The sequence below is a fragment of the Streptomyces sp. NPDC030183 genome, from assembly GCF_055573455.1.
The window spans coordinates 47,137-72,018 of record NZ_JBVIBK010000013.1 but is presented as its reverse complement, the minus strand read 5'-3'; the positions used below and the strand labels follow the sequence as shown (position 1 = coordinate 72,018).

21 protein-coding genes and 6 tRNA genes are annotated in these 24,882 nt (G+C 72.2%); 18 read left to right on the top strand and 9 right to left on the bottom strand.

What is annotated here, in order from left to right; translation table 11 throughout:
* Positions 1 to 38 precede the first annotated feature (38 nt).
* From cbiE to ACZ4Z2_RS17350, 4 genes are all read left to right on the top strand, one after another.
* Positions 39 to 1,247, top strand: coding sequence for a precorrin-6y C5,15-methyltransferase (decarboxylating) subunit CbiE (gene cbiE / locus ACZ4Z2_RS17365; RefSeq protein WP_468076820.1), 1,209 nt, complete (start codon positions 39 to 41; stop codon positions 1,245 to 1,247).
* 359 nt (positions 1,248 to 1,606) lie between these two features.
* Entirely contained in the window at positions 1,607 to 6,193 is a 4,587-nt protein-coding gene (cobT, locus tag ACZ4Z2_RS17360; protein WP_468076818.1) for a nicotinate-nucleotide--dimethylbenzimidazole phosphoribosyltransferase, read from the top strand.
* Positions 6,194 to 6,421: 228 nt separating this feature from the next.
* The gene (cobA, locus tag ACZ4Z2_RS17355) at positions 6,422 to 7,654 is read left to right on the top strand and encodes a uroporphyrinogen-III C-methyltransferase (protein ID WP_468076816.1); all 1,233 of its coding nucleotides are present in this window, start codon (positions 6,422 to 6,424) and stop codon (positions 7,652 to 7,654) included.
* 63 nt (positions 7,655 to 7,717) lie between these two features.
* Positions 7,718 to 8,536: a TrmH family RNA methyltransferase gene (locus ACZ4Z2_RS17350; RefSeq protein ID WP_468076814.1), complete on the top strand. Its 819-nt coding sequence runs from the start codon at positions 7,718 to 7,720 to the stop codon at positions 8,534 to 8,536.
* Positions 8,537 to 8,663: 127 nt separating this feature from the next.
* On the opposite strand, the gene ACZ4Z2_RS17345 is transcribed toward ACZ4Z2_RS17350, so the two are convergent.
* Positions 8,664 to 9,986 (bottom strand): serine/threonine-protein kinase, encoded by a 1,323-nt coding sequence (locus ACZ4Z2_RS17345; RefSeq protein ID WP_468077102.1) that lies wholly within the window; start codon positions 9,984 to 9,986, stop codon positions 8,664 to 8,666.
* Positions 9,987 to 10,626: 640 nt separating this feature from the next.
* On the opposite strand from ACZ4Z2_RS17345, the gene ACZ4Z2_RS17340 reads away from it, so the two are divergent.
* From ACZ4Z2_RS17340 to ACZ4Z2_RS17330, 3 genes are all read left to right on the top strand, one after another.
* On the top strand, positions 10,627 to 10,827 hold the full coding sequence (locus tag ACZ4Z2_RS17340; RefSeq protein WP_055716924.1) for a hypothetical protein: 201 nt from the start codon (positions 10,627 to 10,629) through the stop codon (positions 10,825 to 10,827).
* A 379-nt stretch (positions 10,828 to 11,206) separates the two neighbouring features.
* Positions 11,207 to 12,151, top strand: a complete 945-nt coding sequence (locus ACZ4Z2_RS17335; protein WP_468076812.1) for a phosphotransferase family protein — start codon at positions 11,207 to 11,209, stop codon at positions 12,149 to 12,151.
* An 86-nt stretch (positions 12,152 to 12,237) separates the two neighbouring features.
* Positions 12,238 to 12,531, top strand: coding sequence for a TFIIB-type zinc ribbon-containing protein (locus ACZ4Z2_RS17330; protein ID WP_468077100.1), 294 nt, complete (start codon positions 12,238 to 12,240; stop codon positions 12,529 to 12,531).
* 53 nt (positions 12,532 to 12,584) lie between these two features.
* Here the strand turns inward: ACZ4Z2_RS17330 and ACZ4Z2_RS17325 are convergent.
* From ACZ4Z2_RS17325 to ACZ4Z2_RS17305, 5 genes are all read right to left on the bottom strand, one after another.
* Positions 12,585 to 12,656, bottom strand: a tRNA-Val gene (locus ACZ4Z2_RS17325).
* A 35-nt stretch (positions 12,657 to 12,691) separates the two neighbouring features.
* Positions 12,692 to 12,763 (bottom strand) — tRNA-Val (locus ACZ4Z2_RS17320).
* A 34-nt stretch (positions 12,764 to 12,797) separates the two neighbouring features.
* Positions 12,798 to 12,869: transfer RNA gene (locus tag ACZ4Z2_RS17315), tRNA-Val, on the bottom strand.
* Position 12,870: 1 nt separating this feature from the next.
* Positions 12,871 to 12,944 (bottom strand) — tRNA-Cys (locus tag ACZ4Z2_RS17310).
* A 38-nt stretch (positions 12,945 to 12,982) separates the two neighbouring features.
* Positions 12,983 to 13,055, bottom strand: a tRNA-Gly gene (locus ACZ4Z2_RS17305).
* Between the two features lie 156 nt (positions 13,056 to 13,211).
* Here ACZ4Z2_RS17305 and ACZ4Z2_RS17300 point away from each other — a divergent pair.
* From ACZ4Z2_RS17300 to ACZ4Z2_RS17290, 3 genes are read left to right on the top strand one after another with little or no spacing between them, the layout of a single operon-like run.
* On the top strand, positions 13,212 to 14,255 hold the full coding sequence (locus tag ACZ4Z2_RS17300; protein WP_468076810.1) for a chorismate-binding protein: 1,044 nt from the start codon (positions 13,212 to 13,214) through the stop codon (positions 14,253 to 14,255).
* Positions 14,252 to 15,073 carry an aminotransferase class IV gene (locus ACZ4Z2_RS17295; protein WP_468076808.1) on the top strand — a complete coding sequence of 274 codons (822 nt, stop codon included), beginning with the start codon at positions 14,252 to 14,254 and terminating at the stop codon, positions 15,071 to 15,073. The genes ACZ4Z2_RS17300 and ACZ4Z2_RS17295 overlap by 4 nt, the downstream gene beginning before the upstream one ends.
* Before the next feature lie 54 nt (positions 15,074 to 15,127).
* The gene (locus ACZ4Z2_RS17290; protein ID WP_468076806.1) at positions 15,128 to 15,949 is read left to right on the top strand and encodes a GNAT family N-acetyltransferase; all 822 of its coding nucleotides are present in this window, start codon (positions 15,128 to 15,130) and stop codon (positions 15,947 to 15,949) included.
* 318 nt (positions 15,950 to 16,267) lie between these two features.
* On the opposite strand, the gene ACZ4Z2_RS17285 is transcribed toward ACZ4Z2_RS17290, so the two are convergent.
* The gene (locus ACZ4Z2_RS17285) at positions 16,268 to 16,786 is read right to left on the bottom strand and encodes a DsbA family protein (RefSeq protein WP_468076805.1); all 519 of its coding nucleotides are present in this window, start codon (positions 16,784 to 16,786) and stop codon (positions 16,268 to 16,270) included.
* A gap of 184 nt (positions 16,787 to 16,970) precedes the next feature.
* Between ACZ4Z2_RS17285 and ACZ4Z2_RS17280 the strand changes: the two genes are divergently transcribed.
* Both ACZ4Z2_RS17280 and ACZ4Z2_RS17275 read left to right on the top strand, forming a co-directional pair.
* Positions 16,971 to 17,426 (top strand): hypothetical protein, encoded by a 456-nt coding sequence (locus ACZ4Z2_RS17280; protein ID WP_468076803.1) that lies wholly within the window; start codon positions 16,971 to 16,973, stop codon positions 17,424 to 17,426.
* Positions 17,427 to 17,610: 184 nt separating this feature from the next.
* Complete coding sequence (locus ACZ4Z2_RS17275) at positions 17,611 to 17,763, top strand: hypothetical protein (protein ID WP_468076801.1); 153 nt, start codon at positions 17,611 to 17,613, stop codon at positions 17,761 to 17,763.
* Between the two features lie 143 nt (positions 17,764 to 17,906).
* On the opposite strand, the gene ACZ4Z2_RS17270 is transcribed toward ACZ4Z2_RS17275, so the two are convergent.
* Positions 17,907 to 18,467: a CGNR zinc finger domain-containing protein gene (locus tag ACZ4Z2_RS17270; RefSeq protein ID WP_468076799.1), complete on the bottom strand. Its 561-nt coding sequence runs from the start codon at positions 18,465 to 18,467 to the stop codon at positions 17,907 to 17,909.
* A gap of 353 nt (positions 18,468 to 18,820) precedes the next feature.
* The gene (locus ACZ4Z2_RS17265; RefSeq protein WP_004002642.1) at positions 18,821 to 19,234 is read right to left on the bottom strand and encodes an SsgA family sporulation/cell division regulator; all 414 of its coding nucleotides are present in this window, start codon (positions 19,232 to 19,234) and stop codon (positions 18,821 to 18,823) included.
* A 191-nt stretch (positions 19,235 to 19,425) separates the two neighbouring features.
* Here ACZ4Z2_RS17265 and ACZ4Z2_RS17260 point away from each other — a divergent pair, with 191 nt between their 5' ends.
* The 6 genes from ACZ4Z2_RS17260 to ACZ4Z2_RS17235 all read left to right on the top strand — a co-directional run bounded on the left by ACZ4Z2_RS17260 (position 19,426) and on the right by ACZ4Z2_RS17235 (position 24,778).
* Complete coding sequence (locus ACZ4Z2_RS17260; RefSeq protein WP_468076797.1) at positions 19,426 to 19,905, top strand: TIGR02611 family protein; 480 nt, start codon at positions 19,426 to 19,428, stop codon at positions 19,903 to 19,905.
* A 78-nt stretch (positions 19,906 to 19,983) separates the two neighbouring features.
* Positions 19,984 to 20,058 (top strand) — tRNA-Val (locus ACZ4Z2_RS17255).
* 921 nt (positions 20,059 to 20,979) lie between these two features.
* Entirely contained in the window at positions 20,980 to 22,269 is a 1,290-nt protein-coding gene (locus tag ACZ4Z2_RS17250; RefSeq protein ID WP_468076795.1) for an ABC transporter substrate-binding protein, read from the top strand.
* The gene (locus ACZ4Z2_RS17245; protein ID WP_468076793.1) at positions 22,269 to 23,267 is read left to right on the top strand and encodes a carbohydrate ABC transporter permease; all 999 of its coding nucleotides are present in this window, start codon (positions 22,269 to 22,271) and stop codon (positions 23,265 to 23,267) included. Before ACZ4Z2_RS17250 ends, ACZ4Z2_RS17245 begins: the two co-directional genes overlap by 1 nt.
* A complete protein-coding gene (locus ACZ4Z2_RS17240; protein ID WP_468076791.1) occupies positions 23,267 to 24,160 on the top strand; it encodes a carbohydrate ABC transporter permease in 894 nt (297 codons plus the stop codon). The genes ACZ4Z2_RS17245 and ACZ4Z2_RS17240 overlap by 1 nt, the downstream gene beginning before the upstream one ends.
* A 12-nt stretch (positions 24,161 to 24,172) precedes the next feature.
* On the top strand, positions 24,173 to 24,778 hold the full coding sequence (locus ACZ4Z2_RS17235) for a hypothetical protein (protein WP_468076789.1): 606 nt from the start codon (positions 24,173 to 24,175) through the stop codon (positions 24,776 to 24,778).
* Positions 24,779 to 24,882 lie beyond the last annotated feature (104 nt).

Below are 24,882 nucleotides of genomic sequence, written 5' to 3'. Positions count from 1 at the left end.
CCTGACGAGCTGCGAAAACCCTCTGGAGACTGACGACGATGGCCGACCGGGTCACGGTGATCGGCTGGGACGGCTCCCCCCTGACCGCCGCGGCGCGCTCCGCCCTCGCCGCCGCCACACTCGTCGCCGGCGCCGCCCACCATCTGGCCCTGCCCGAAGTGCCGCCGGCCGCCGAACGCATCCGGCTCGGCAGCGTCGCCCTCGCCGCCCGCCGCATCGCAGCCCACCGCGGCACCGCCGTGGTCCTCGCCGACGGCGACCCCGGCTTCTTCGGAGTGGTCCGCACGCTCAGGGCCCCCGAATACGGCCTGGAGGTCGAGGTCGTCCCCGGTGTCTCCTCCGTGGCCGCCGCCTTCGCCCGCGCCGGAATGCCCTGGGACGACGCACAGGTGGTCGTCGCGCACCGCCGTACGCTCCGCCGCGCCGTGAACGTGTGCCGCGCCCACACCAAGGTCGCCGTCCTCACCTCTCCCGGCGCCGGACCCGCCGAACTCGGCCTGCTCCTCGAAGGGGTGCACCGCACCTTCGTGATCTGCGAGGAACTCGGCACCGAACGCGAACGCGTCACCGTCGTCACCTCCGACAAGGCCGCCGACCACACCTGGCGCGACCCCAACCTCGTCATCGTCATCGGCCCCACGGGTGCCACCGAGGACGGCGGCTGGATCGCCGGCCGCGACCCCGGCGCGGGCCCCCGCGGCTGGTCCCTGCCCGCCCATGTCTACGGCGGCGCCCTGGGCGAGGGGGAGGGCGAACTGCTGCGCTCGGCCCAACTCGCCCGCCTCGGGCCGCGCGTGGGCGACCTCGTCTGGGACATCGGCTGCGGCAGCGGAGCCTTCGCCACCGAGGCGGCCCGCTGCGGCGCCGCCGTCATCGCCGTCGACCGCGACCCCGAGGCGTGCGGCCGGACGACCCTCGCCGCCCGCCGCTTCGGCGTGCAGCTCCAGGTGGTCCACGGCAACGCCCCGCACATCCTGGAGAACCTCCCCGAACCCGACGTCGTACGCGTCGGCGGCGGGGGAGCGGCGGTGGTCTCCGCCGTCGCCGACCGGCGCCCTCGGTGCATCGTCACGCACGCCCTCACCCGCCCCGCCGCCGAGCGTGTCGGACGCGACCTGACCGAGCACGGGTACGACGTCCGGTGCGAGTTCGTCCAGTCCGTCGAACTCGACACGAGGGCCTGGACGGAGCGCGAGCGGAGCGTCGCGTTCCTGCTCAGCGGGACTTTGCCCGATCGTTCCCAGTGATCCGGTTGTCGTACCGGCGCGGTAGGCTGGCCGACTGTCGTACCGCACTCCGGCACCCGATACTTCGTCGGTCAATGTCCGGAAAGCGCGCCCGTTTTGAGGGCGTGTGTGGTACGGCGGAACCGGAGGGCGCGCAACGTGGCGCAGTCCACAGCGGACCGTCGCCGATCAAGCTGTCGCGACGGCGGGACGACCGCGACAATGGCCGTTGAACGGTTACACCGAATGGCTTTGTCGACATGCAGGCGGGTCGTCACGTGCCGCTGGGCACGCACGCTCGTTCTCCACATGTGGAACGGTCGGTGCGCCGTTCCGGGCCAGCTGGCATGGAGGCACTAACCGATGGGCGAGGGGTACGCATGACCGACACCGGCCAGGTCCCGGCCGAGGGGCAGCCGGAGAGCGCAGGCATGGTGGAACAGCCGGGCGTCGCCGCGCCGGGTGCGTACACCTACCTCTCCGAGACCCCCGTCGAGGACGACGAGCTGCTGCTGCCGGGTGCCCAGGGCGCATGGGGCAACGAAGTGCCCCCGCCCGCCCCCGAACCCGTCGTCCAGGTCGTCCACGAGCCCGGCCCGCACGAGACGTCCGGCCGGGACAGCGGCTCGATCGACCTCGGAGCCGTACGACACCCCGTCGCCACCCCGGTCCCGCAGCCGCCGGTGGCCCGCCGGCCGCTGCACCTCGGTCCGCCCACCCCGGACGCCTCCGCCAGCCCGGTCCGCTCCCTCGCCGACCGCGGTCCCGCCGGAGCCCCCGCCCCGCCCGGCGCCGTGCGCCCCTCCGGTCCGCCCACCACCGGACCCGAGTACCTCGATGTGCCCCCGCAGGGGGTGACACCGTGGGGCACCCCCGTGTCCCCGGCCATGACGGCACAGCCCGCGGCCGCCGCCCAGGGCCAGGCTGCAGAAACGGTCGTTCCGCAGGAGGCGCAGGCCGTGGCCGTCGTCGCCGAGACAGCACCGGTGATGGAGTCCGCGCAGGTCACGGAGGCGGAGCAGGACGCCGAAGCCCTCCATGACGCCCAGGACGCCGCCTACGCCCAGGCCCAGGAAGCCGCGGTCGCCCAGTTCGCCACCGGTCAGGTGCTGGTCACGGAGGCCGTCGCCCCGGCCCCCGCCGCGCAGCCGGTGGAGGCGCCCGCCGCCCCTGAGACGGCCGAGGCGGGCGCCCACGAGACGGCCGAGCCGGTCGCCGAGCCCGGCGAGGCTCAGCCGGTCGCTGAGGGCCAGGCGGTCGCCGAGGACCAGATGGTCGCCGAGGACCAGATGGTCGGTGAGGCTCAGCCGGTCGGTGAGGCTCAGCCGGTGGGTGAGGCTCAGCCTGTCGCCGGGGACCAGATGGTCGCTGAGATCGAGCCGGGCGCCGATGTGTCCGCACCCCAGCCCGTCGCCGAGGCTCAGCCCGTCGCGGAGGAGGCCCCCGCCGCCGAGGCGGAGACGGCCGCCCCCGCCGACGCAGACGCCGAGCCGGGCAGGGTCGCGGACGCCGCCCCCGCTCCCGCCGACGCCCAGCCGATCGTGGAGTCCGCCCCCAGCGGCGAGACCCCTCAGAACCCCGAGCCCGCGGGGTCGGCGCCCCAGGCGCAGGCACCGGAGGAGGCCGCGACCGTCGCCCCGGGCGCGGCCGAGCCGTCCGCCGCCGGCGCTCCCACCGCGTCGGCCCTCGACGCCCTCGTCGCCCGGGAGACCCAGGTCCCGGACGCCACTCCGTTCCCGCCGGCCGCGCAGGGTCCGGAGCCGATCGAGGCCCAGGTACCCGCCGACGCCCAGGACGTCTCCCCGGTCCCGCAGCAGCCCGAGGACGCGGCCCGACCCGCCGACGCTCCCGCCCAGCCGCCGGCCGAGGCCGGGACCACGGCGGCGGAGGCCGCGGCCGGCGCCACCCCCGAGCAGGCCGCCGCCACCTCCGACCAGCAGACGGAGTCGGGCACCGCCGAGGAGCAGCCGACGCCCGCCGTTCCGGTGGACGAGACGGTCGCCCCCGCGGCCGAGGGCGAGCCGCCCGTGGCTGACGCACCGGCCGATCAGGCCGAGGGCGATACCCCGCCGGCCGAGGACGCGCCCCAGCCGTCGGACGCGGCGAACGCCCAGGACCCCCAGCAGTCGGCGGAGCCGCAGTCGGCGGACGCCACGGCAGGGGAACCCCAGGCGTCCCAGGAGCCCCAGGCGGCACAGTCGGCCGATGCCCCCGCGGCCGAGGCCCAGCCCGCCGCCGAGCCCTCGGCTGCTGAGCCGGCGCAGCCCGGGCCGCAGGCGGCCACCGATGAGCAGACCGCCCCTGAGCAGGCCACCGCAGAGGCACCGGCATCGGAGCCCGCACAGCCGCAGCCCCCCGTACAGGGCCCCCAGGCCGCCGAGCCCGGCGCCCCCGTCGCGGAGGACGCCGCCGAGCAGGCGGACCAGGTCCCGGAGCCCGCCGCCCAGCCGTCGGAGACCGAGGCCCAGGCCGCCGCGGACGCGACCGTGGACGCAGGGGAAGCGCAGGAAGCGGACCAGCCCCACGAGGCCGCCCCCGCCGAGGCCGCCCCGATCGAGGCCGTCGCCGCAGCGGAGGCGCCCGCCGACGAGGCCGCCGCGCAGGCGCCCGACCCGGCCGGCACCCAGGCCCCCGCACAGCCGGCCGAGCCGGCCCCGTCGGCCGATCCGGTCGCCGTCGAGCCCGTAGGCGCCGAAACCCCCGTGGCCGTCGTCGGCTCCCAGATCCACGCGCCCCAGGGCGCCGTCCTCCAGCCCCCGGCAGGGTCCCCCGCCGACGTCCCGTTCGCGGACGGGGTCCAGGCGCCGGGGACCGAGCAGCCGGTGGGCGAGTTCGTGCCGGTGGAGGGCTCGGTGCCGACCACCCCCCACCTGGCCCCGACCCCGCCCCAGGGCATGGTCGTACCGCCGCTGCCCGCCGACGACCGGTCGGCGCCCGCCACCGCGGCGGCGCCCGGGGAGACCGCCGACGAGGCACCGGAGCAGGAGCCGGTGGCGGAACCCGTCGCCATGGTCCCCGCCCCACGCGACTCCGAGGCCGAGACGATCGTCGTACCGCAGCCGGTCGCCGCCGCGACCGAGGAGCGGACCGACGTCGTCCAGAACGCGGAGGACCTGGACACCAGGGCCGCCGACCAGGAGGACGGCGAGGAGGCCGAGGCAGTGGAAGCAGCCGACGAGAGCGTGGCCGCGGTGGACGAGGCGTCCGAAGAGGCAGAGGCGGCGCAGCCCGCCGGCCCGGCCGCGCCGCCCTACGACGACGCCGAGCGCGAGGCTGTCCTCAAGGTCATGCGCGAGCGCCGCGACATCCGCAACGGCTTCCGAGGCGACCCCATCCCGCACGACGTGCTGCTGCGCGTCCTGGAGGCCGCCCACACGGCACCCTCCGTCGGCCACTCCCAGCCGTGGGACTTCGTCGTCATCCGCTCCGCCGAGACCCGCCGGACCATGCACGAACTGGCTCAGCGCCAGCGCGAGGCGTACGCCAAGTCGCTGCCCAAGGGCCGGGCCAAGCAGTTCAAGGAACTGAAGATCGAGGCCATCCTCGACACCCCGGTGAACATCGTGGTCACCGCCGACCCGACGCGCGGCGGCCGGCACACCCTGGGCCGTCACACCCAGCCGCAGATGGCCCCGTACTCCTCGGCCCTCGCCGTCGAGAACCTGTGGCTCGCGGCCCGCGCCGAGGGCCTCGGCGTCGGCTGGGTCAGCTTCTTCGACGAGCGCGAGATGGTCCGCGCCCTCGGCCTGCCCGAGCACCTGGAGGTCGTGGCGTACCTGTGCGTCGGGTACGTCGACGAGTTCCCGGAGGAGCCCGAGCTGATGCAGGCGGGCTGGGCCAAGCGCCGCCCCCTGTCCTGGGTCGTCCACGAGGAGACGTACGGCCGCCGTGCCCTGCCCGGCGCCGAGCCGCACGACCTGCTCGCCGAGACCGTCGCCGGGATCCGCCCGCTGGACGCCAAGGCGCTCGGCGAGGCGTGGGAGCGGCAGAAGCGCATGACCAAGCCGGCCGGCGCGCTCGGCATGCTGGAGATCATCTCGGCCCAGCTGTCGGGTCTGTCCCGCCAGTGCCCGCCGCCGATCCCGGAGCCCGCGGCGGTCGCGATCTTCGCCGGGGACCACGGTGTCCACGCCCAAGGCGTCACCCCCTGGCCGCAGGAGGTCACCGGCCAGATGGTCGCCAACTTCCTCGGCGGGGGAGCGGTCTGCAACGCCTTCGCCAACCAGGTGGGCGCCGAGGTCTGCGTCGTGGACGTGGGTGTGGCGAGCGACCTGCCCGCGACCCCCGGTCTGCTGCCGCGCAAGGTGCGCGCCGGTACGTCCGACATGACCACCGGTGCGGCGATGACCCGCGAGGAGGCCAAGAAGGCCATCGAGGTCGGCATCGAGACGGCCCGCGATCTGGTCGCCGCCGGGAACAAGGCCCTGCTGACGGGGGAGATGGGCATCGCCAACACCACGGCGTCCGCCGCTCTGATCTCGGTGTTCACGGGCGCCGACCCGGCCGAGGTCACCGGCCGAGGCACGGGCATCAACGACGAGACCCTCGCCCGCAAGACCGAGGTCGTCCGCCGCGCCATCGAGCTCCACCAGCCGGACCCGGCCGACCCCATCGGCGTGCTGGCCGCGATCGGCGGCTTCGAACACGCCGCGATCGTCGGCCTCCTCCTCGGCGGCGCCTCCCTCCGTACGCCGGTGATCCTCGACGGCGTCAGCGCCGGCGCCGCCGCCCTGGTCGCCCGCGCCATCGCCCCCGAGGTCCTCGCCGCGTGCATCGCGGGCCACCGCAGCGCCGAGCCCGGCCATGTGGCGGCGCTGAAGAAGCTCGGCCTCCGACCCCTGGTCGACCTCGACCTCCGCCTCGGCGAGGGCACCGGCGCCCTCCTGGCCCTGCCGGTCGTGCAGAGCGCGGCGAGAGCGATGCACGAGGTGGCGACCTTCGACTCGGCGGGCGTCACCGAGAAGTAGCCGCCGGGCCACCGAGAGGTGGGCCACCGAGAAGTAGAGGGGGAGCGGGCGCCGGGCGCCCGCACGCCCCCGCCGAGGCCGTACGGAAAAGGGGCGGGGGTAGGGAGACAAATCCCACCCCGCCCCCGCCGCACCCTCGCCCGCGCCTTAAAATCCGCACGTCAGGGGCCGCTCCAAAGCCGCAGGGGCTCCGTCTCGCACCGCAGCCACCAGAGGAGCCGCACCCTCATGGCCGAACACCCCGCCTACCCCGTGGGCCTCCGCCTCACCGGCCGCAAGGTCGTCGTCCTCGGCGGCGGCCAGGTGGCCCAGCGCCGACTGCCCGCCCTGATCGCGGCAGGCGCCGACATCCTCCTCGTCTCCCCGACGGCCACCCCCTCGGTGGAGGCCATGGCCGACGCCGGCGAACTGACCTGGGAGAAGCGGTCCTACACCGAGGGCGACCTCGCCGACGCCTGGTACGCCCTCATCGCCACCAGCGACACCGAGGCGAACGTCCGGGCCTCGGCCGAGGCGGACCGGCACCGTGTGTGGTGCGTCCGCTCCGACGACGCCGACGCGGCCACCGCCTGGACCCCGGCCACCGGGACCAGCGAGGGCGTCACGATCGCCGTCCTCACCAGCGATGCCAGGGGCCGCGACCCCCGCCACACCGCCGCGATCCGCGACGCCGTGGTCGAGGGCCTGCGCGACGGAACCCTGGTCGCCCCGCACCATCGCACCCGTACCCCCGGAGTCGCCCTCGTCGGCGGCGGGCCCGGCGACCCGGACCTGATCACCGTGCGGGGCCGTCGTCTCCTCGCCGAGGCCGACGTGGTCATCACCGACCACCTCGGCCCGCGCGACCTGCTCGCGGAACTGCCGCAGAGCGTCGAGGTGATCGACGCGGCGAAGCTGCCGTACGGCCGGTTCATGGCCCAGGAGGCCATCAACGACGCCCTGATCGAGCACGCCCGGCAGGGGAAGTCGGTCGTGCGCCTCAAGGGCGGCGACCCCTTCGTCTACGGCCGCGGCATGGAGGAGGTCCAGGCGCTGGCCGAGGCGGGCATCCCCTGCACGGTCGTGCCCGGCATCTCCAGCTCGATCTCGGTCCCGGGCGCCGCCGGAATCCCCGTCACCCACCGGGGTGTGGCCCATGAGTTCACCGTGGTCAGCGGGCACATCGCCCCCGACGACGAGCGCTCCCTGGTCGACTGGCCCGCCCTGGCCAGGCTCACCGGCACGCTGGTGATCCTCATGGGCGTCGGCACGATCGGCAAGGTCGCCGAGACGCTCATCGCGCACGGCAAGTCTCCCGAGACCCCCGTCGCCCTGGTCCAGGAAGGCACCACGGCCGCCCAGCGCCGGGTCGACGCCACCCTCGCGACGGTCGCCGAGACGGTCGTCGCCGAGGAGATCAAGCCGCCGGCGGTCATCGTCATCGGCGAGGTCGTGACCGTGGGCCCGAACCCCGTCAAGTAACCGCGGGTAACCCACCCGTACCAAGCCGTTGGCACCGCACCCAGGACAAGGCAGTATCACCCTGTGGCCGAACTCATCACCGTCGAGGACCCCGCCGACCCGCGCCTGCGTGACTACACGGGCCTGACCGACGTCGAACTGCGCCGCAGACGCGAACCCGCCGAGGGCCTGTTCATCGCCGAGGGGGAGAAGGTCATCCGCCGGGCCAAGGACGCCGGCTACGAGATGCGCTCGATGCTGCTCTCCGCCAAGTGGGTCGACGTCATGCGCGATGTCATCGACGAGCTCCCGGCCCCCGTCTACGCGGTCAGCCCGGAGCTCGCCGAACAGGTCACCGGGTACCACGTGCACCGCGGCGCCCTCGCCTCCATGCAGCGCAAGCCACTGCCGACGGCGGTCGACCTGCTGGGCACCGCCCGCCGGGTGGTGATCATGGAGTCGGTCAACGACCACACCAACATCGGCGCGATCTTCCGGTCGGCCGCCGCCCTCGGCATGGACGCGGTCCTGCTCTCCCCTGACTGTGCCGACCCGCTGTACCGCCGCAGCGTCAAGGTCTCCATGGGCGCCGTCTTCTCCGTGCCGTACGCCCGCCTGGAGGTCTGGCCCAAGGGACTCGACGCGGTACGCGACGCCGGTTTCACCCTCCTCGCCCTCACCCCGGACGAGAAGGCGAAGTCCCTCGACGAGGCCGCCCCGCACAGGATGGACCGCGTCGCCCTGATGCTCGGCGCCGAGGGGGACGGCCTCTCCACCAAGGCGTTGATGGCCGCCGACGAATGGGTCCGCATCCCGATGGCCCACGGCGTCGACTCCCTGAACGTGGGCGCGGCGGCGGCAGTGGCCTTCTACGCGGTGGCGACAGGACGACCGCAGGCGTAGCGCACGGGCGAGCCGTGGTGCGGCAGCACGCGCAGCGAGTGAAGCGGCGGCGGTCCGAACCGTGTCCCGTCCGAACCCGGCGGTCCGTCCGAACTCTGTTCGTCCGCCCCCTGACTCTCCCCGGCCGTCAGTCGCCGTCCGGCTCCAGCACCGTCCGCTCGTGCCGCACCCCGTCCACGCCGAGTCCGCGCGCCGGACCCTGACATCCCTGGGCCGCGGCGATGCCGAGCGCCGCCAGCAGGGTCACCACCACGAACACGACGAGCCGCTGACGCAGCAGCCGCGGATTGGCGGGCCTCCGTCCCGTTCCGTTCGTACGGGGGCCCGGGCGCCCGGCGCCACTGCGGGGCGCGGGCCGCTTGCCGGAGCCGGTGGTGCCGCGGCCCGGCACCGACCGCCCGCCGGGCCGGGAGCCACCGCCGGTACGTGGACCACCGCCGGTACGGGAGCCGCCCCCCGTGCGGGGCGGCGGCGTCCCCGGCGCACCCGACTTCCCTTGCTGCGCCGCCCGGGTCTCCGGCGGCTGCCGCAGCGTGCGCTGCTCGACGTACTGCTCGGCGAGCCGGCCCGAGGGCCGGTCCGGGTCGGTGCGCGGCGCGGGCGGCCGGACGTCCACCAGTCCCTGCGCCTCACGAGCCGCGATCTCCTTGAGCCGCAACGACAGTTGCAGGGTGCTGGGCCGCTCCTCCGGATCCTTCGCCAGGCACGCCCGGACGAGCGGGGCCAGCGCGTCGGGCACCCCGCGCAGCTGCGGCTCCTCGTGCACGACCCGGTAGAGCATGACCTCCGAACTGCCGTGCCCGAAGGGGGAGTCGGAGGTCGCCGCGTAGGCGAGCGTGGCGCCGAGGGAGAAGACGTCGGTGGCCGGGGTGACCGCGGCACCGCGCACCTGCTCGGGTGCGAGGAACCCGGGCGACCCCACGGCCGTACCGACGTGGGTCAGTGTGGAGGCGCCGGTCGCCCACGCGATGCCGAAGTCGATGATCCGCGGCCCCTTCGGGGACAGCAGGATGTTGGACGGCTTGAGGTCACGGTGGACGACACCGGCCTCGTGCACGGCCACCAGCCCCTCGGAGAGTGCGGCGCCGACCGCGGCCACCTCGGCGGCCGAGAGCGGGCCCTCCTCGTTGACCTTGTCGTGCAGCGAGGGGCCCGGTACGTACTGGGTGGCGAACCAGGGCCGCTCCGCCTCCAGATCGGCGGCGACCAGCCGGGCCGTGCACCCGCCCCGGATCCGCCGCGCGGCCGACACCTCACGCGCGAACCGCGACCGGAACTCCTGATCCTCCGCCAGGTCCGGTCGGATCACCTTCAACGCGACTCGCTGTCCACGCCGGTCCGAGCCGAGGTAGACAACGCCCATCCCGCCCGCGCCCAGCCGTCTGTGGATCCTGAACGAGCCGACGACGCGCGGGTCCTCGCGCCTCAGGCGCATCATCGCCATGTTCATCCCCGCTGCCCGTTCCGTCTGACGAGCCACAGCTTACGTTTCCACGGCCGGGCGTGCGCAGAGGCCGCGCCCTCGCGCCCCGATCGATTGTCGGCCGCGCTCCCGTGAGATGAAAGACGGTCAGGGAACACGAGTTCGGGCGCGTGTTGGGCTCGTGGTGATCTCAACCGCCGCGAGGACCACGGGGATTGATGAACCCGAGGAAGGCCGTGTGAAGAGCGATGGGGAAGTCGCGGACATGACACGCGACCGCGGAGTGATCGTCGGCGGGACCGGCCAGCGGACGGCGTTGACGGTACGCCGCGACGGCGCCGAAGTGAGCGAAGTCACCCTCTTCCGCCGATGGTCCCGCCGGCAGCGCGCCGAGCCCCGACAGAAGGGACACTCCACGCATCTTCCGGTCGTCCCCTCCGGGAAGACCCCGAGACCTAGGCCCTCGTCTCCACCCTGGGGAGTACTCCTCAGCCCATCGCTCATCCTCCGGGAGGCCCGCCAATCGGTACGAGGGCATGACGACCCGTCCGCGCCGCGCGCCTAGATTTGAGGTCAAGCGGCGGGTGCAGCACTCGTCCCCCGAGGTCAGGCACCCGCCGCTGCCAACGACAAGTACCACAGACAAGATCGGTCAGGAGGAGGGACCATGGCCCACACGGCACCGCGGACGGCGCTCCGCACGCGAGAGCGCAGGGTGTTCACCGCCGAGCGCGGGGCGGGCCGCCGCCACCCCTTGGTGGCGACCGCGATGGTCCTCCCCCTGGCGGCCCTGCTCGTGTACGCCTTCGGCGGCTGGGAGGCAGTGGTCACACAGGCGTCGTCCGTGGGTGTGATGCTGGGGCGCTGACCGGCGACTCCAGGCCCGGAAGAGCGGTCCGGGTGGGGACATCCATCCATGAAACCCCGTGGGGACGGGGGTGCGGCGGACGGCAAATAAACGCCCGCGCAGCTGGGGAGCTGCGCGGGCGTTGTCCTTTGCCCGCGAACCCCACGGCACCCGCGCCCGCCGTCCGCCCCAGCAGCCGTCTGTGCCCGACGTCCGTCCGCCCCGGCGGCGCTCCCCTCGCACCGCCGACACCCGCCCGTCGTCTCGTCCGTCCCCGCGTCCATGCCGGCTGCGGACGACCGCCCCTCCCGTGGGCCGCCCTGCGGCCGACAGTCGTCCCGTCCTCGTCCGACTGCGTAGGCTCACCGCCAGCGTGCCGTACCTTCCGCAGGGGGAGCCCATGACCACCGCCGATGTCCTGCCCGCCCTCAGGGCGAAGGTGCGCAGTAGGGCCCACCCGCAGGCCGCCCCCTGCTCCCACCCCGACACGGTCCTCGCGGAACGGGAGGACGGCACGGTCGTCCGCCACGCGGACACGGTCGCCAAGGCGCACGCCCCCGACACCGACCCCGCCCACCTCGCCCTCCGCCTGGCCGTCGCCGGCGCCCACCCCGACCTCCTCCTGGCCCCCCTCCACCCCGGCCCGTCCTCCCTCCACGGCCGCCTGGTCACGTTCTGGCCGTACGGCACCCCGGTCGATCCCGAGGCCCCCGAGGACGCCCCGTGGGAGGAGGCCGCCACCCTCCTCGCCCACCTCCACGGACGCCCGGCACCCCCGGGCCTTCCGCCCATGCACGGACCCGCGAAGGCGGCCCGGGCCGTTGCCCGTCTCACGGGCACCGCGCCGGACCACCCCGCCACCCCCTCCGTCCTCCGCGCGTGGCGAACCCTCCCCGCCTGGGCCAGGGCCGAGGCCCCCATGCCGGACTCGACCACGCTGTGCCACGGCGACCTGCACCTCGGGCAGCTGGTCCGCCACCCGGCGGGCAACGGCCCTTGGCGCCTGATAGACGTCGACGACGTCGGCGTCGGCGTCCCCGCCTGGGACCTCGCCCGCCCGGCGACCTGGTACGCCTGCGGTCTCCTCGCACCCGACGTCTGGACACGTTTCCTGACCGCCTACCAGCGGGCCGGCGGCCCCGCTGTCCCCGCCGACGTCGACGCCGACCCGTGGCCCGTACTCGACGTACCGGCCCGCGCACTCACCGTGCAGACGGCCGCGCTGGCCGTCGCCAAGTCCACGGCGGCGGGCCGCCCGCTGGACGACGTGCAAGGGGCCGTTATCGACGCATGTGACCGAATGAGTGCCGTCCCGCCTGAGTTGGCGAACGATTTCCCGAAGTAGGGTGCAACCGACCACCGCCGGGCAGTGTCTGTCCTGGCGTAACGCGAAGCAGCACCAACGGCGAGGAGTTGAGCCGAACCATGCACATGCAGTGTCCGAAGTGCCATGCGCCGATGCACACGTACAACCGCAACGGTGTCCAGATCGAGCAGTGCAGTGGCTGCCGCGGGATCTTTCTCGACTACGGCGAGCTGGAGGCGCTGACCCGCCTGGAGTCCCAGTGGGGCGGCCCCGCCGTCCCGCCGCCCCCGGCCGCCCCGCAGTACCCGGCCGGTGGTCACCACTCCGCTCCCGCCTGGGGCGCCCCTCACGGCGGCCACCACGGGGGACACCATGGCCACCACAACCGGGGCTTCGGTCACATGCTGTTCTCCAGCTGAACCCACCCACGCCGAAGCCCCCGGCCGCAGAGACGGCCGGGGGCTTCGAGGTGTGGACGATACTGGGATTGAACCAGTGACCTCTTCCGTGTCAGGGAAGCGCTCTCCCGCTGAGCTAATCGTCCTCGGGATGTGATCCGAAGATCACGGAGTTACCGCGTGCGCGATACTGGGATTGAACCAGTGACCTCTTCCGTGTCAGGGAAGCGCTCTCCCGCTGAGCTAATCGCGCGGGTCAGACCTTCGACGATCTGTCGAAGATCCAGTGGACGATACTGGGATTGAACCAGTGACCTCTTCCGTGTCAGGGAAGCGCTCTCCCGCTGAGCTAATCGTCCTTGGAGGTGGAGACGGGATTTGAACCCGTGTAGACGGCTTTGCAGGCCGTTGCCTCGCCTCTCGGCCACTCCACCAGGAGTGAGGGGGTCGGGAAGATCCCCTTGTTCCTTCGAGCGGACGACGAGGCTCGAACTCGCGACCTCAACCTTGGCAAGGTTGCGCTCTACCAACTGAGCTACGTCCGCTTGTCGTTTCGGTCCGCTCTCGCGTCCCGGCGACGAGTTGAACTCTAGCGGATTCCCGGGCCAGTACAAAAACGCGTTTGTGCAGCGTGCTGCGGTGCGTCCACTCCGCCACCCGGCCGGGGCCGCCCGCGGGGCGCCCGTCCTAGACTCGACTGCGTGTCCGACCTGCCTCCTCTCGCCCGCTTCGGCAACCTTGTCGCCACCGGTCTCGCCGATGTGACCAGCGATCCCGCCGCCCTGGACTCGTCCGGTTTCTGGGCGGTGAACGCCGATTTCGAGGGCGGTGTGGTGTGCGCCCGCTTCAGTGACGTACGGCACGAGCCGGTCCCGTCGCCGGTGCCGGGGCAGTGGCGCGGTCCGGCCGTCGACGACTGGACGTCGTCGCTCGACCGCGAGGCGTACACGGCGGGCGTACGCCGCATCCGGGAGCACATCGCGGCCGGCGAGGTGTACCAGGCGAACCTCTGCCGGGTGCTGTCCGCGCCCGTCGCGCCGGACGCCGACGTCGACGCGCTGACCGCGCTGCTGGCCCGCGGCAACCCGGCACCGTTTGCCGGAACGATTCGCCTGGCTGGTCACGGCGTGGAGATAGCCACCGCGTCCCCCGAGCTGTTCCTGCGGGTCGACGGCCGGACCGTAGAGTCCGGCCCGATCAAGGGGACCGGGCGGACGGAGGCCGACCTCCTGGAGAAGGACTACGCCGAGAACGTGATGATCGTCGACCTGGTCCGCAACGACATCGGCCGCGTCTGCGCCACCGGCTCCGTGACCGTGCCGGACCTGTGCGTCGTGGAGAAGCACCCCGGGCTCGTCCACCTCGTCTCGACCGTGCGGGGTGAACTGGGTGCGGACGCCGGCTGGCCGGAGCTGCTCGCCGCGGCGTTCCCGCCGGGCTCCGTCACGGGGGCCCCGAAGTCCAGCGCCCTGCGGATCATCGACGCCCTGGAGACGGCGCCCCGCGGCCCGTACTGCGGGGGCATCGGCTGGGTCGACGCCGACCGGGGCACCGGAGAGCTGGCGGTAGGCATCCGCACCTTCTGGATCGACCGGCCGGCGGGCCGGCTGCGGTTCGGCACCGGTGCGGGCATCACCTGGGGGTCGGACCCCGAGGCGGAGTGGCGGGAGACCGAGCTGAAGGCCGCCCGACTGCTCGCGGTAGCGTCGGGAACGTACGAGGCGAGTGGGAGGACCCTTACGTGAAGATCTGGCTCGACGGCGGGCTGCAGGACATCGACTCCGCCCGTGTCTCCGTCCTCGACCACGGGCTCACCGTGGGCGACGGCATCTTCGAGACCGTCAAGACGGTCGACGGGCGGCCGTTCGCCCTCACCCGCCATCTCGACCGGCTCACCCGCTCGGCGCGCGGCCTCGGGCTGCCCGAGCCCGACCACGACGAGGTGCGCCGCGCCTGCTCCGCCGTCCTCGACGCCAACCCGATGCCGCTGGGCCGGCTGCGCATCACCTACACCGGAGGTGTGTCCCCGCTCGGCTCCGACCGCGGCGACCTCGGCCCCACCCTCGTCGTCGCCCTCGGCGAGACCTCCCGGCGCGCCGACTCCACCGCCGTGATCACCGTCCCCTGGACCCGCAACGAGCGCGGCGCCCTCACCGGCCTGAAGACCACCTCGTACGCGGAGAACGTCGTCGCGCTGGCCCGCGCCCACGAACAGGGCGCGAGTGAGGCCCTGTTCGCCAACACCGTCGGGCGGCTCTGCGAGGGCACCGGCTCCAACGTCTTCGTCGTCCTCGACGGCGAGATCCACACTCCGCCGGTCGCCTCCGGCTGTCTCGCGGGCATCACCCGCGCCCTCGTCGTGGAATGGACCGGCGCCCGCGAGACCGACCTGCCGATGGACGTCCTGGAGAGCGCCGACGAGGTCTTCCTGACGTCGAGCCTGCGGGACGTACAGGCCGTGCACCGCGTGGACGGCCGCGAACTGCCCGGCGCGTCCGGCCCGGTCGCGGCCAAGGCCATGCGGATCTTCGACGAGCGGTCCGGGAACGACCTCGATCCGTGAACGGCGGCGATATTCGGCGGACAGGGGGGCGGTGAGACGGGTAGAACACCCGTGATGACCACCACCCTGCGGCCCATCGAGCCGCTCCAGTACGCAGCCGACGGGTCCCGTTCGCGCCGCTACCAGGTGTGCGTGAACAGCCGCCCTGTCGGAGAGATACACCTGGGCACCCGCCCCGGTCCCGCGTCCTCGGCCGCCCAGATCCTGGACCTGCGGATCGAGGAACCGGACCGTCGGCGTGGCCGGGCCACGGTGGCCGCGCTGGCCGCCGAGGAGGTGGCCCGCGGTTGGGGCTGCCGACGGATCGAGGCATCCGTCCCGGCCGGCGCGGAGCCCGCGCTGCGGCTGGCGGAGACGCTCGGCTACGTCCTGCGCAACCGCAACATGCGCAAGCCGCTCGGCACCCCGCCGCAACTGCCCGAGGGCAGCCGGGCCCGCCCCATGACCGAGGCCGAGTTCGGCCCCTGGAAGGAGGCCGGGCTCGACGGCTACGCCCAGGACCTGGTCGCCCGCGGGGTCCCCGAGGAGGAGGCGTACGCGCGGGCCGGCGAGGACTACGAGCGGTGCCTGCCGCACGGACCGGCCTCCCCGAACAACGTGTGCAGCGTGCTGGAGCACGAGGGCACGAGGGTCGGCACCCTCTGGCTGTGGCTGCCCGAGGACGCGGCCTGGGTGTACGACGTCGAGGCGGCCCCAGCGCACCGGGGCAGGGGACACGGCCGCACCCTCATGCTGCTCGCCGAGGCCCAGGCCCTGGCCGCCGGCAGGACGACTCTCGTGCTCAACGTCTTCGCGGGCAACACCCCTGCCGAACGCCTCTACGAGTCACTGGGCTACGAGACGACCGCCTACCACCTCTCCAAGCCGCTGCTCTGAACACCGCCCGAGGGGGTGGGGCTCCGGCCGGCGGGCAGGAGCGGCGGCACGGCGGGCCCGCTTGGGGGAGCGCGACGCAGGCTGCGGGCACACGGGCGGTGGCATGAAGGCCGACCCCATCGCTCGTGCGTGAGCCAGGCAGGGGGCATGGGCGTCGGCCGGGGCCGGGTCGTCGATGGGACCGAGCCAGGCGCGCGGCGACGGCAGGGACGTCCGCCTCTGCCGAAGGCGCGTGCGGGGCGGCATGGCCTCGGCCTCCACGGGGCGGGGGGCGCGTCGCCGGTGGGGCCGTGCCGCCGGTGGGGCCGTGCCGTGTTGTCAGGCGCCCTCGGCCAGGAGTCGGTCGGCGATCTCCTCGACGCGTTCGCGGAGCCCTTCCTGGCTCTTGCCGCCGTCGAGGCGCTCACCGCCGATGACGTACGTCGGGGTGCCGGTCACGCCGATCGCCTTGCCCTCGGCCTGGTCGGCGTCCACGATCAGGATGTGCCGGCCGTCGATCAGCGCGGTGTCGAACTCCTCGGCGTCCAGGCCCAGTTCACGGGCCGCCTCCACCAGGAACGGCTCCCCGTCGCGGTCCAGCCGCTCCACCCGGCCCAGCACGGCCTCGACGTACGGCCACGCCTGCCCCTGCTCCGCGGCCTCCTCGGCGGCCTGCGCGGCAGCGAACGCGTGCTTGTGCTTCTCCAGCGGGAAGTGCCGCAGCCGGATGTCGAGCCGGTCGCCGTAGCGGGCCCGCAGCGCCCGGATGTCGTCGAGAGCCTTGTGACAGTCCGGACACTGGAGTTCGCACCAGACGTCCAGGACGACGGCGGGCGGTACGGGGGAGGAGTCGCTCATGGGCTCAGTCTTCCAGCCGGGGACCGCCCCGGCCCAATCGGCCGGTTCCGCACCGGCCGCCGACCCCGAGACGACCCGGAGATGTCCCTGAGGTCTCCCCGGACCATGGCATATCGGGCGTGGGGCGGTGCAGGATGGAAAGGACGGACGGACCGCCCGGCCGCGCTGCGCCTTGGAGGACCGGATGATTGCCGAGACAGTTTGCGCCGCCGTCTCAGCGGCCGGCCTGGGCCTCGCCGCGATCACGGCGTACCGGAAGCGGTTCCTCAGGGCGACACGCATCGCCGCCTACGCGCTCGTGCCCCTCGGTCTGGTGATGACCGGAGTCGTGGAGTGGCTGGCGGACACCGCGTTCAGCCCGACCGCCTGGGCGGGCTTCGGAGTGCTGGGCGTCGCCTGGTTCCTCTTCATGACCACACGCGCCGTGGAGCGGCGCCGGGCCGGCACCGGCAAGGACCGCAAGGCGGCCGAGGCGTCCCGTACGGAGGCGATAGCCCCGGCCGCCTCCGCGCCCTCACTGGGCGGCACGGCCCGCCCGGCGGGCCGCCCCACGACAGGGTCCCGGCCGAAGAGCCCCGGCGCGTCCGCCGCGGACGACTTCAGCGACATCGAGGCGATCCTGAAGAAGCACGGCATATGACTCCATGTCCCGCGTGGATCGAATGAGCCGAATGGGCCGAACGGACTGAAACGACACAGTAGGTCGACCGGCGGCGCCGAAGTGATCACGATCGCTCGGGACATTGTGGATATTGGCGAACTCTCCGTCATTCGAGGTCGGTTGATCGCGCGGAGGGACCTCGCTGCGTCATCATCGCGGCGAGATGCTGGATACAGAACAGAGCGACACCACCGCCCCGCCCGAGGAGCGGCGAGGTTGTCTCTTCGCGCTCTCCCAGCCACCGCTGATGATCTTCCTTGCGGTGATCGGCTGCCTGCTGCTCATGGCGTCACTGCACGACCTGCTGATGCTCTGAGCCGTAAACGGAGCCCCTGACGTCACCCGTCGAGGGCTCCGTCAGCCCCCGGTGCCTCCCACCGGCCCGGCGCTCACGGGCCGGGTCCGGACGGCGCGGCCTCCCTCTCGGCCCGCCGCTTCCTCTCGGCCCGCCGGTTCCTCTCAGCCGGCCGCTTCCTTGCGGCGTGCCCGGTAGGCGGCCACATGCAGGCGGTTCCCGCAGGTGCGGCTGTCGCAGTAGCGGCGCGAACGGTTGCGGGAGAGATCGACGAAGGCTCGCCGGCAGTCCGGCGCCTCGCAGCGACGCAGCCGCTCCTGCTCCCCGGCGACGACGAAGAAGGCGAGGGCCATGCCGCAGTCGGCGGCCAGATGGTCGGCCACGGAAGCACCGGGTGCGAAGTAGTGCACATGCCAGTCGTAGCCGTCGTGGTTGGTGAGCCGGGGCGTGGTGCCGGCCGCGGCGACGAGGTCGTTGATGACCGTGGCGGCGGAGCCGGGGTCCGGCGCCGAGAAGACCTCGGCGAACCTGCCGCGCACCTTCCGCACGGCGGCGAGATCGAACTCCGACAGCGCGCCGACATCGCTGACCTTGTGGTTCCGCACGAAGTCGCCGAGCGACGCGACATCCGTGAGCCCGTCCGTCGCCGTGTCGTTCTCCGGTGCGGTGTTCACCAGATCCACCACCGTGTCGAGGGCACACCGGGTGTCGTGGGTGATCAACACGTTTCGCTCCCTGGCCTGCGAGGGGCGGGCAGCCGCCCGCCGATGCTGGCCGATGGTAACGGCTCCGCAGACCGGACGGACCGGCCCAGAGGCCGGAAAACCACAGGGGACGTGGTCAGAGGGGGTGCCGGTGCCCAAGTAGGCCGATGCCCGAGTGGTCGGTGCCCGAGTGGCCGGCCGTGATCCGTTCGGCGGCCGGGCCGGCGGCCCTCCGTCACTGAGCGCACACGGACGCCGCCGCGCGGAACCCCGCTGCGACGGCGTCGATCGGTCGGCCTGAGCCGTATGCGGTTGTCATGGCCCGAGCCGTCTCCCCGAGTGGACGGCGCCGGGCGGCTCTGTGGGGTCTCGGTCTAGCTCTCCGCCAGGATGTGCGACAGCTCCTGATCGAGGTCGAAGTGCCGATGTTCCGTGCCGGGTGGCACGGCGGCGTCTGTGCGCTTCAGGAAGGACTCCAGAGCCCGCGCCGGGGCTTCCAGCAGTGCCTCGCCCTCCGGCGAGCTCAGGGCGATGCAGACGACGCCCTGACCATGACTGCGCGACGGCCAGACACGGACGTCGCCGGTGCCGGTGGGCCGGTGAAGGCCCTCGGCGAGGAGGTCGCGGGCGAACACCCATTCGACCGTTTCCTCGGCTCCGGTGTGGAAGGTGGCGTGCACGGCGTAGGGATCGGCCGTGTCATACCGCAGTCCCGCGGGAACAGGCAGTGAGGACTCGCTCGACACAACGAGGCGCAGGTGCAGCTCGCAGCTGACCGTGGTGTTCATAAGCGCCAAGGCCTTTCGCTCAGTGTGCGCTCGGGGATTCGCACGTCGGCGAAATCGACATGCCACCTACGGTGCCGTTGTAAACCCCTCTGGGAGTTTTGCGTCGCTTTTGGTAGCTCATCCGGCCGAGGCCGACTTCAGTCGGTTCGACCATTCCGGTGACCGGTTTCTCTCCGGTAGGGTTTGGCCGTATGGACACGGGGAGTAACGGAACGGGGGAGGTCGCGGTGGCGGCCGACGGAACGAACAGTGAGACGGACGTAGCGAACAGCGAGGCCGATGTGGCGAACAAGGAAACGCCGCTGGGGTCTCGCGCGCCGGAATTCGTCAAGGCGCGCCGGATGCTGCACCTGAGCTGGCAGGTCGCCGTCTTCATCATCGGCCTCGCGGTGGTCGTGGCCGGCGTGATCATGCTCCCCCTGCCAGGCCCGGGCTGGGTCGTGATCTTCGGTGGCATGGCGATCTGGGCGACCGAGTTCGTGTGGGCGCAGCTGGTGCTCCGCTGGACCAAGCGGAAGGTCACCGAGGCGACCCAGCGTGCCCTCGACCCCCGGGTCCGGCGCCGGAACCTGATCCTGACGACGATCGGCCTGGTGATCGTGGGCGTCCTGGCGGGGATCTACCTCTGGAAGTTCGGCTTCGAGATGCCCTGGAACATCAAGAACCAGTAGCGCGGGACGGCCGGCCGCCCGACATCCGCACTGTGTCCGAGGCACCCCCTGACATGGGGTAATGTTCTTCCTGCGCCCGGGCGATTAGCTCAGTGGGAGAGCGCTTCGTTCACACCGAAGAGGTCACTGGTTCGAACCCAGTATCGCCCACCAGCCGAAACGGCCTGGTCCACGGAATCCGTGGACCAGGCCGTTTCGCATGTGCGGGCAGGACGCGGGGGCTCGGCGGCGCCCTCTGGGGGGAGGGGGGGAACGTGCCGGGCTCGGGGCCCGGCACCCCTCCCCGAGAGCCGAGCGTCACGGCGCCGGCGGAACGGGGGCGAAGGCCGGACACGGCTGCCGAGCGACTCGAAGACGGGGCACGGCTGCCGAGCGACTCGAAGACGGGACACGGCTGCCGAGCGACTCGAAGACGGGACACGGCTGCCGAGCGACTCGAAGACGGGACACGGCTGCCGAGCGACTGGGTGGGGGTAGGCGCCCGCCAGAGGGGGCGTTCGTCAGCCCGTCATATGCCTCCCGACCGCCTCCGCAGGCGGCCGCGCGGCAGGCGGCCTCCCGGGTTTCAAGCGCACGTCGGCGGGTGGCCTCCAGGTGCCGAGCGCACGACAGCCGGTGGCTGCCCGGTGCCGAGCGCACGACGGCAAGTGGCCCCTCTCCGGCCCCAGCGCCGACCGACGCCGTCGGTGTCTGGCCAGTTCCAGCCCCCGGCATCTCTCATCCCCCGCGGCAGCCGCTCGCCACCCCCCCTCACCCTCCGTCAGATCGCTCAGCCGACCCGTCCCGGGTCCGCGCCTCTCAACACGGCGGCCTCTGACTCCTTTCGGTCTTCCCGTGAACGCGGCCGACGGCCTGTCCGGCGTTCGAGGGGGCGACCGCAAGTCGCCCACCTGCGAGTTCACTTGACGATCGGTCACCGGGAGCGCACCGCGACCCGCCCCGGCGCCCCCTCCGCTTTCCATCAATTCCTGTCCGAATCATTGACGTCTCCTGAGGGTCTCCGTACCTTGTGCCAGCAAGCGCTTACTTGAAACGATTCATGAGGCGATGGCATCGTCGCGGGGAGGCTCAACCATGCACCAGGACAAGAACGTTGAGAGGCGGACTATCCTCAAGGCGGCAGGAGCCTCACTGGCCGTCGCGGGGCTCGGGGCCACGGCCACGGCCTGCGGCGGCGGCAGCGGTTCCGGGGACGGGACGGTGACGATCCGTTACGCCTGGTGGGGTGCCGAGGACCGGGCGGAGCGCATCAAGAAGACCATCGCGCTTTTCGAGAAGAAGTACCCCAAGATCAAGGTGAAGACGGACTTCCAGGTGTATCCCGACTTCTGGAAGAAGTTCAACACCCAGGCGTCGGGTGGAAATCCGCCGGACGTCTTCCAGAATGCCATCGGATTTCTGCGGAAATACGATGCGAAAAATGTGCTGCTCGATCTCAACGCACAGGTCGAGGCGGGCAACCTCTCGCTCGACGGCTTCAGGGCGGGCCTGGAGAAGTTCGGCGAGATCGACGGAAAGCTGCTCGGGATCCCGGTCGGGTCCAACTCGATGGCGCTGGTGATCGACAAGCCCGTCTACACCAAGTCCGGCGTGAAGCCGGAACAGGGCTGGACCTGGGACGACTTCGACGCGGCGATGAAGAAGATCCGCGACAAGGCGGGACGGGCCGGCGACAGCGGCATGTACGGCGTGATGTACCTCTACGACCTCTACCTGCGCCAGAACGGCAAGGCGTTCTTCACCGAGGACGGACTCGGCTTCACCGAGGCGGACCTGAAGGAGTGGTGGACGAAGGCGGAGAAGGGCATCAAGGAGGGCATCTACGCGGACCCCAAGAAGGTCGCCCAGACCAAGCCCAAGTCGGCGGTCGCCGCGGAACTCGCCGCAGGTGAGTTCACCTGGGACAACTTCACCGTCCGCTACACCTCCGAGGGCAAGAGCGAGTACGGTCTGGCCCCCATCCCGACCACCGACGGCAAGAAGACCGGTCAGTACCTCGGCTCGCTCATGCTCAGCGCCTCCAAGCGCACCCGGCACCCCAAGGAAGTCGCGCAGTTCATCAACTTCATGGTGCACGAGCCCGAGGTCGCCGAGATCATGGGCTACGACCGCGGTGTCCCGGCCACGCAGGCCCAGTACGACGCGTTCAAGCCGACCGACCCGGTGAACAAGGCCATCGCGGAGTACGAGGAGTCCCTCGTCGAAGCCGGCGTGCTGGAGCCCATCACCCCGCATCCCAACGGCGCGGACATCTGCGAGGCCGGGTTCATGCGCATCGCCGAGGAACTCGCCCTGGGCAAGCGGTCGGTCGACGACGCCGTCAAGCAGTTCTTCACCGAGTCGAAGACGGCTCTCGGCAGCTGATGGGAACCGCCGTGACACACGCCCCTGCGATGGAGGACCTGACCGAGGACTCCGAGCCGCGGCACCGTCCGGCCAAGTCTCCGCGCCCCGCCGCACTCAAGCGGCGGGGCCGCCGGGAGACCCTGGCCGGCTATCTCTTCATGTCCCCGTGGATTGCCGGGTTCCTGCTGCTGACAGCGGGCCCCATGGCCGCCTCGCTCTACTTCGCCTTCACCGACTACAACCTCTTCGACGCGCCCCGGTGGATCGGCCTCGACAACTTCTCCGAGATGTTCGCCGATCCGCGCTGGCAGAACTCGGTGAAGGTGACGCTCTGGTACGTCGCCGTCGGTACGCCCATCAAGCTGGCCGCCGCCCTCGGCGTGGCGCTGCTGCTCGCCCAGAAGCGGCGCGGACAGGCCTTCTACCGGGCCGCCTTCTACGCGCCGTCGCTGATCGGCGCGAGCGTCTCCATCGCGATCGTGTGGAAGGCGATCTTCTCCGACGACGCGGTCGTCGACCGTACGCAGAGGCTGTTCGGGATCGACGTCGGCGGCTGGACCGGTGACCCGGACCTGATCATCTACAGCCTCGTGGCGCTCACCGTCTGGCAGTTCGGCGCCCCCATGGTGATCTTCCTCGCCGGTCTCAAGCAGGTCCCGCGCGAGCTGTACGAGGCGGCCGAGGTCGACGGGGCGGGGACGTTCCGGCGGTTCTGGAACATCACCCTGCCGATGATCTCCCCGGTCCTGTTCTTCAACGTCCTGCTGGAGACGATCCACTCCTTCCAGATCTTCAGCTCGGCGTACATCGTCGGCGGCGGCGCCGGCGGCAGTGCCTGCGGTCCGGCCGACGGTTCGATGGTCTACACCTGTTATCTGTACGTCCAGGGCTTCGAGAACAGCCGGATGGGCCTGGCCTCCGCCATGGCCTGGGTGCTGCTCGTCGCGGTAGCCCTGGTGACGGCCGTGCTGTTCTGGTCCCAGAAGCGCTGGGTGCACTACGAGGAGGGTGCCTGATGAGCGCACAGGCCACCGAGATCACCCCGGCCCCGACCGCGAGGGGGAGCGCCCTGAGGCGCAGGCTGCCCGGCTCCCTCGCCTGGCACATCGGCTCCCTGCTGATCCTCGCTGTGATCCTCTACCCCGTCATCTGGGTCGTGGGGGGCTCGTTCAAGAACAGTGACGACATCGTCGGCAGCCTCGACCTGTTCCCGAGCGACCCGATCATCTCCAACTACACCCGGCTCTCCGACGGCATCGCCGACATCCCCATCTCCACGTTCTTCCTCAACTCCCTGACGCTCGCCGTGGGCTCGGTGATCGGGATCCTGGTGTCCTGCTCGCTCACGGCGTACGCCTTCGCGAAGATCAGGTTCGCGGGCCGGAACCTGCTGTTCACGCTGATGATCGGCACCCTTCTGCTGCCGTACCACGTGCTGCTGATCCCGCAGTACGTGCTGTTCCGCAACATGGAGATGATCAACACCTACACCCCGCTGCTGCTGCCGAAGTACCTGGCCACGGAGGCGTTCTTCGTCTTCCTGATGGTGCAGTTCATGCGGAACCTGCCCAGGGAGCTCGACGAGGCGGCCCGTCTCGACGGCTGCGGGCACTTCCGGATCTACTGGTCGATCGTGCTGCCGCTGTCCCGGCCCGCGCTCATCACGAGTGCGATCTTCACCTTCATCAACGCCTGGAACGACTTCATGGGCCCGCTGATCTATCTGAACGAGCCCGAGAAGTACACCGTCTCGCTGGGCCTGAAGATGTTCGTGGACCAGGACGCCGTGGCCAACTACGGCGGCATGATCGCGATGTCGCTCGTGGCCCTGCTGCCCGTGCTCGCCTTCTTCCTCGCCTTCCAGCGCTACCTCATCGACGGCATGGCCACATCCGGCCTGAAGGGCTGAGGTGAGCTGATCATGGCCCAGGCCCGGGCGAAGACCGCCGCCGCCCCCCGTGGGGAGTCCCCGCTCGCCGAACGGTTCGCGCTGTTCGCCGAGTGTCTGCTCACCGGTGTGTGGATCGCGGTGGCCTCGCTGCCGCTGGTGACGTACCCCGCCGCGTTCGCGGCCGGTTCCCGGCATCTCCGTCGCCGCAGCGCCCATGTGGGCGGCGGGCTGCGCGAGTTCGTGGCCGACTTCCGGGCGGCGCTGCACGGCGGATGGCTCGTCGGGCTCGCCGGCTGGGCGGCACTCGCGGCGGTGTGGGTGGACGTCCAGGCCGTCCGCGCCGGTATCCCGGGCGGGCCGCTGGTCGGCGCCGTCGGCGTCCTCGCGCTGATCGGCGCCGTCGTCGCGATGCTGCGCGCGGCGGCGCTCTGGGAGCCCGGCGCCGACTGGCGGGCCCTGCTCGGCGCGGCCGGGCGCCGGACGGTGCTCGACCCCGCCGGGTCCTTCCTCGTCGTCGGCGGACTGGCCGTGGTGGCCTGCTCCGCCTGGTTCGCCGCGCCGCTGGCGCTCCCGGTCCTCGGGGCCGTCGCCGCCGCGGCCGTCGCCGTGGAGGAGCGGTACCGGCGCCGTCGCTGACCGGAGGCGGTGCCCCGCACAAGGTCGGCGCCCCGAGCGTCGTACCTCTCTCTGTCATGCCCCTGACCATCCCGCACGCACGACGTCCCGTACGGAAAGGAAAG

Coding starts and splice junctions, on each gene's coding strand:
- ACZ4Z2_RS17265 (WP_004002642.1), bottom strand. CDS start 19,234: ATGAACACCACGGTCAGCTGCGAGCTGCACCTGCGCCTCGTTGTGTCG.
- cobT (WP_468076818.1), top strand. CDS start 1,607: ATGACCGACACCGGCCAGGTCCCGGCCGAGGGGCAGCCGGAGAGCGCA.
- ACZ4Z2_RS17285 (WP_468076805.1), bottom strand. CDS start 16,786: ATGAGCGACTCCTCCCCCGTACCGCCCGCCGTCGTCCTGGACGTCTGG.
- ACZ4Z2_RS17240 (WP_468076791.1), top strand. CDS start 23,267: ATGAGCGCACAGGCCACCGAGATCACCCCGGCCCCGACCGCGAGGGGG.
- ACZ4Z2_RS17330 (WP_468077100.1), top strand. CDS start 12,238: ATGCAGTGTCCGAAGTGCCATGCGCCGATGCACACGTACAACCGCAAC.
- ACZ4Z2_RS17290 (WP_468076806.1), top strand. CDS start 15,128: ATGACCACCACCCTGCGGCCCATCGAGCCGCTCCAGTACGCAGCCGAC.
- cbiE (WP_468076820.1), top strand. CDS start 39: ATGGCCGACCGGGTCACGGTGATCGGCTGGGACGGCTCCCCCCTGACC.
- ACZ4Z2_RS17345 (WP_468077102.1), bottom strand. CDS start 9,986: ATGAACATGGCGATGATGCGCCTGAGGCGCGAGGACCCGCGCGTCGTC.
- ACZ4Z2_RS17275 (WP_468076801.1), top strand. CDS start 17,611: ATGCTGGATACAGAACAGAGCGACACCACCGCCCCGCCCGAGGAGCGG.
- ACZ4Z2_RS17250 (WP_468076795.1), top strand. CDS start 20,980: ATGCACCAGGACAAGAACGTTGAGAGGCGGACTATCCTCAAGGCGGCA.
- cobA (WP_468076816.1), top strand. CDS start 6,422: ATGGCCGAACACCCCGCCTACCCCGTGGGCCTCCGCCTCACCGGCCGC.
- ACZ4Z2_RS17235 (WP_468076789.1), top strand. CDS start 24,173: ATGGCCCAGGCCCGGGCGAAGACCGCCGCCGCCCCCCGTGGGGAGTCC.
- ACZ4Z2_RS17245 (WP_468076793.1), top strand. CDS start 22,269: ATGGGAACCGCCGTGACACACGCCCCTGCGATGGAGGACCTGACCGAG.
- ACZ4Z2_RS17335 (WP_468076812.1), top strand. CDS start 11,207: ATGACCACCGCCGATGTCCTGCCCGCCCTCAGGGCGAAGGTGCGCAGT.
- ACZ4Z2_RS17280 (WP_468076803.1), top strand. CDS start 16,971: ATGATTGCCGAGACAGTTTGCGCCGCCGTCTCAGCGGCCGGCCTGGGC.
- ACZ4Z2_RS17340 (WP_055716924.1), top strand. CDS start 10,627: ATGGCCCACACGGCACCGCGGACGGCGCTCCGCACGCGAGAGCGCAGG.
- ACZ4Z2_RS17260 (WP_468076797.1), top strand. CDS start 19,426: ATGGACACGGGGAGTAACGGAACGGGGGAGGTCGCGGTGGCGGCCGAC.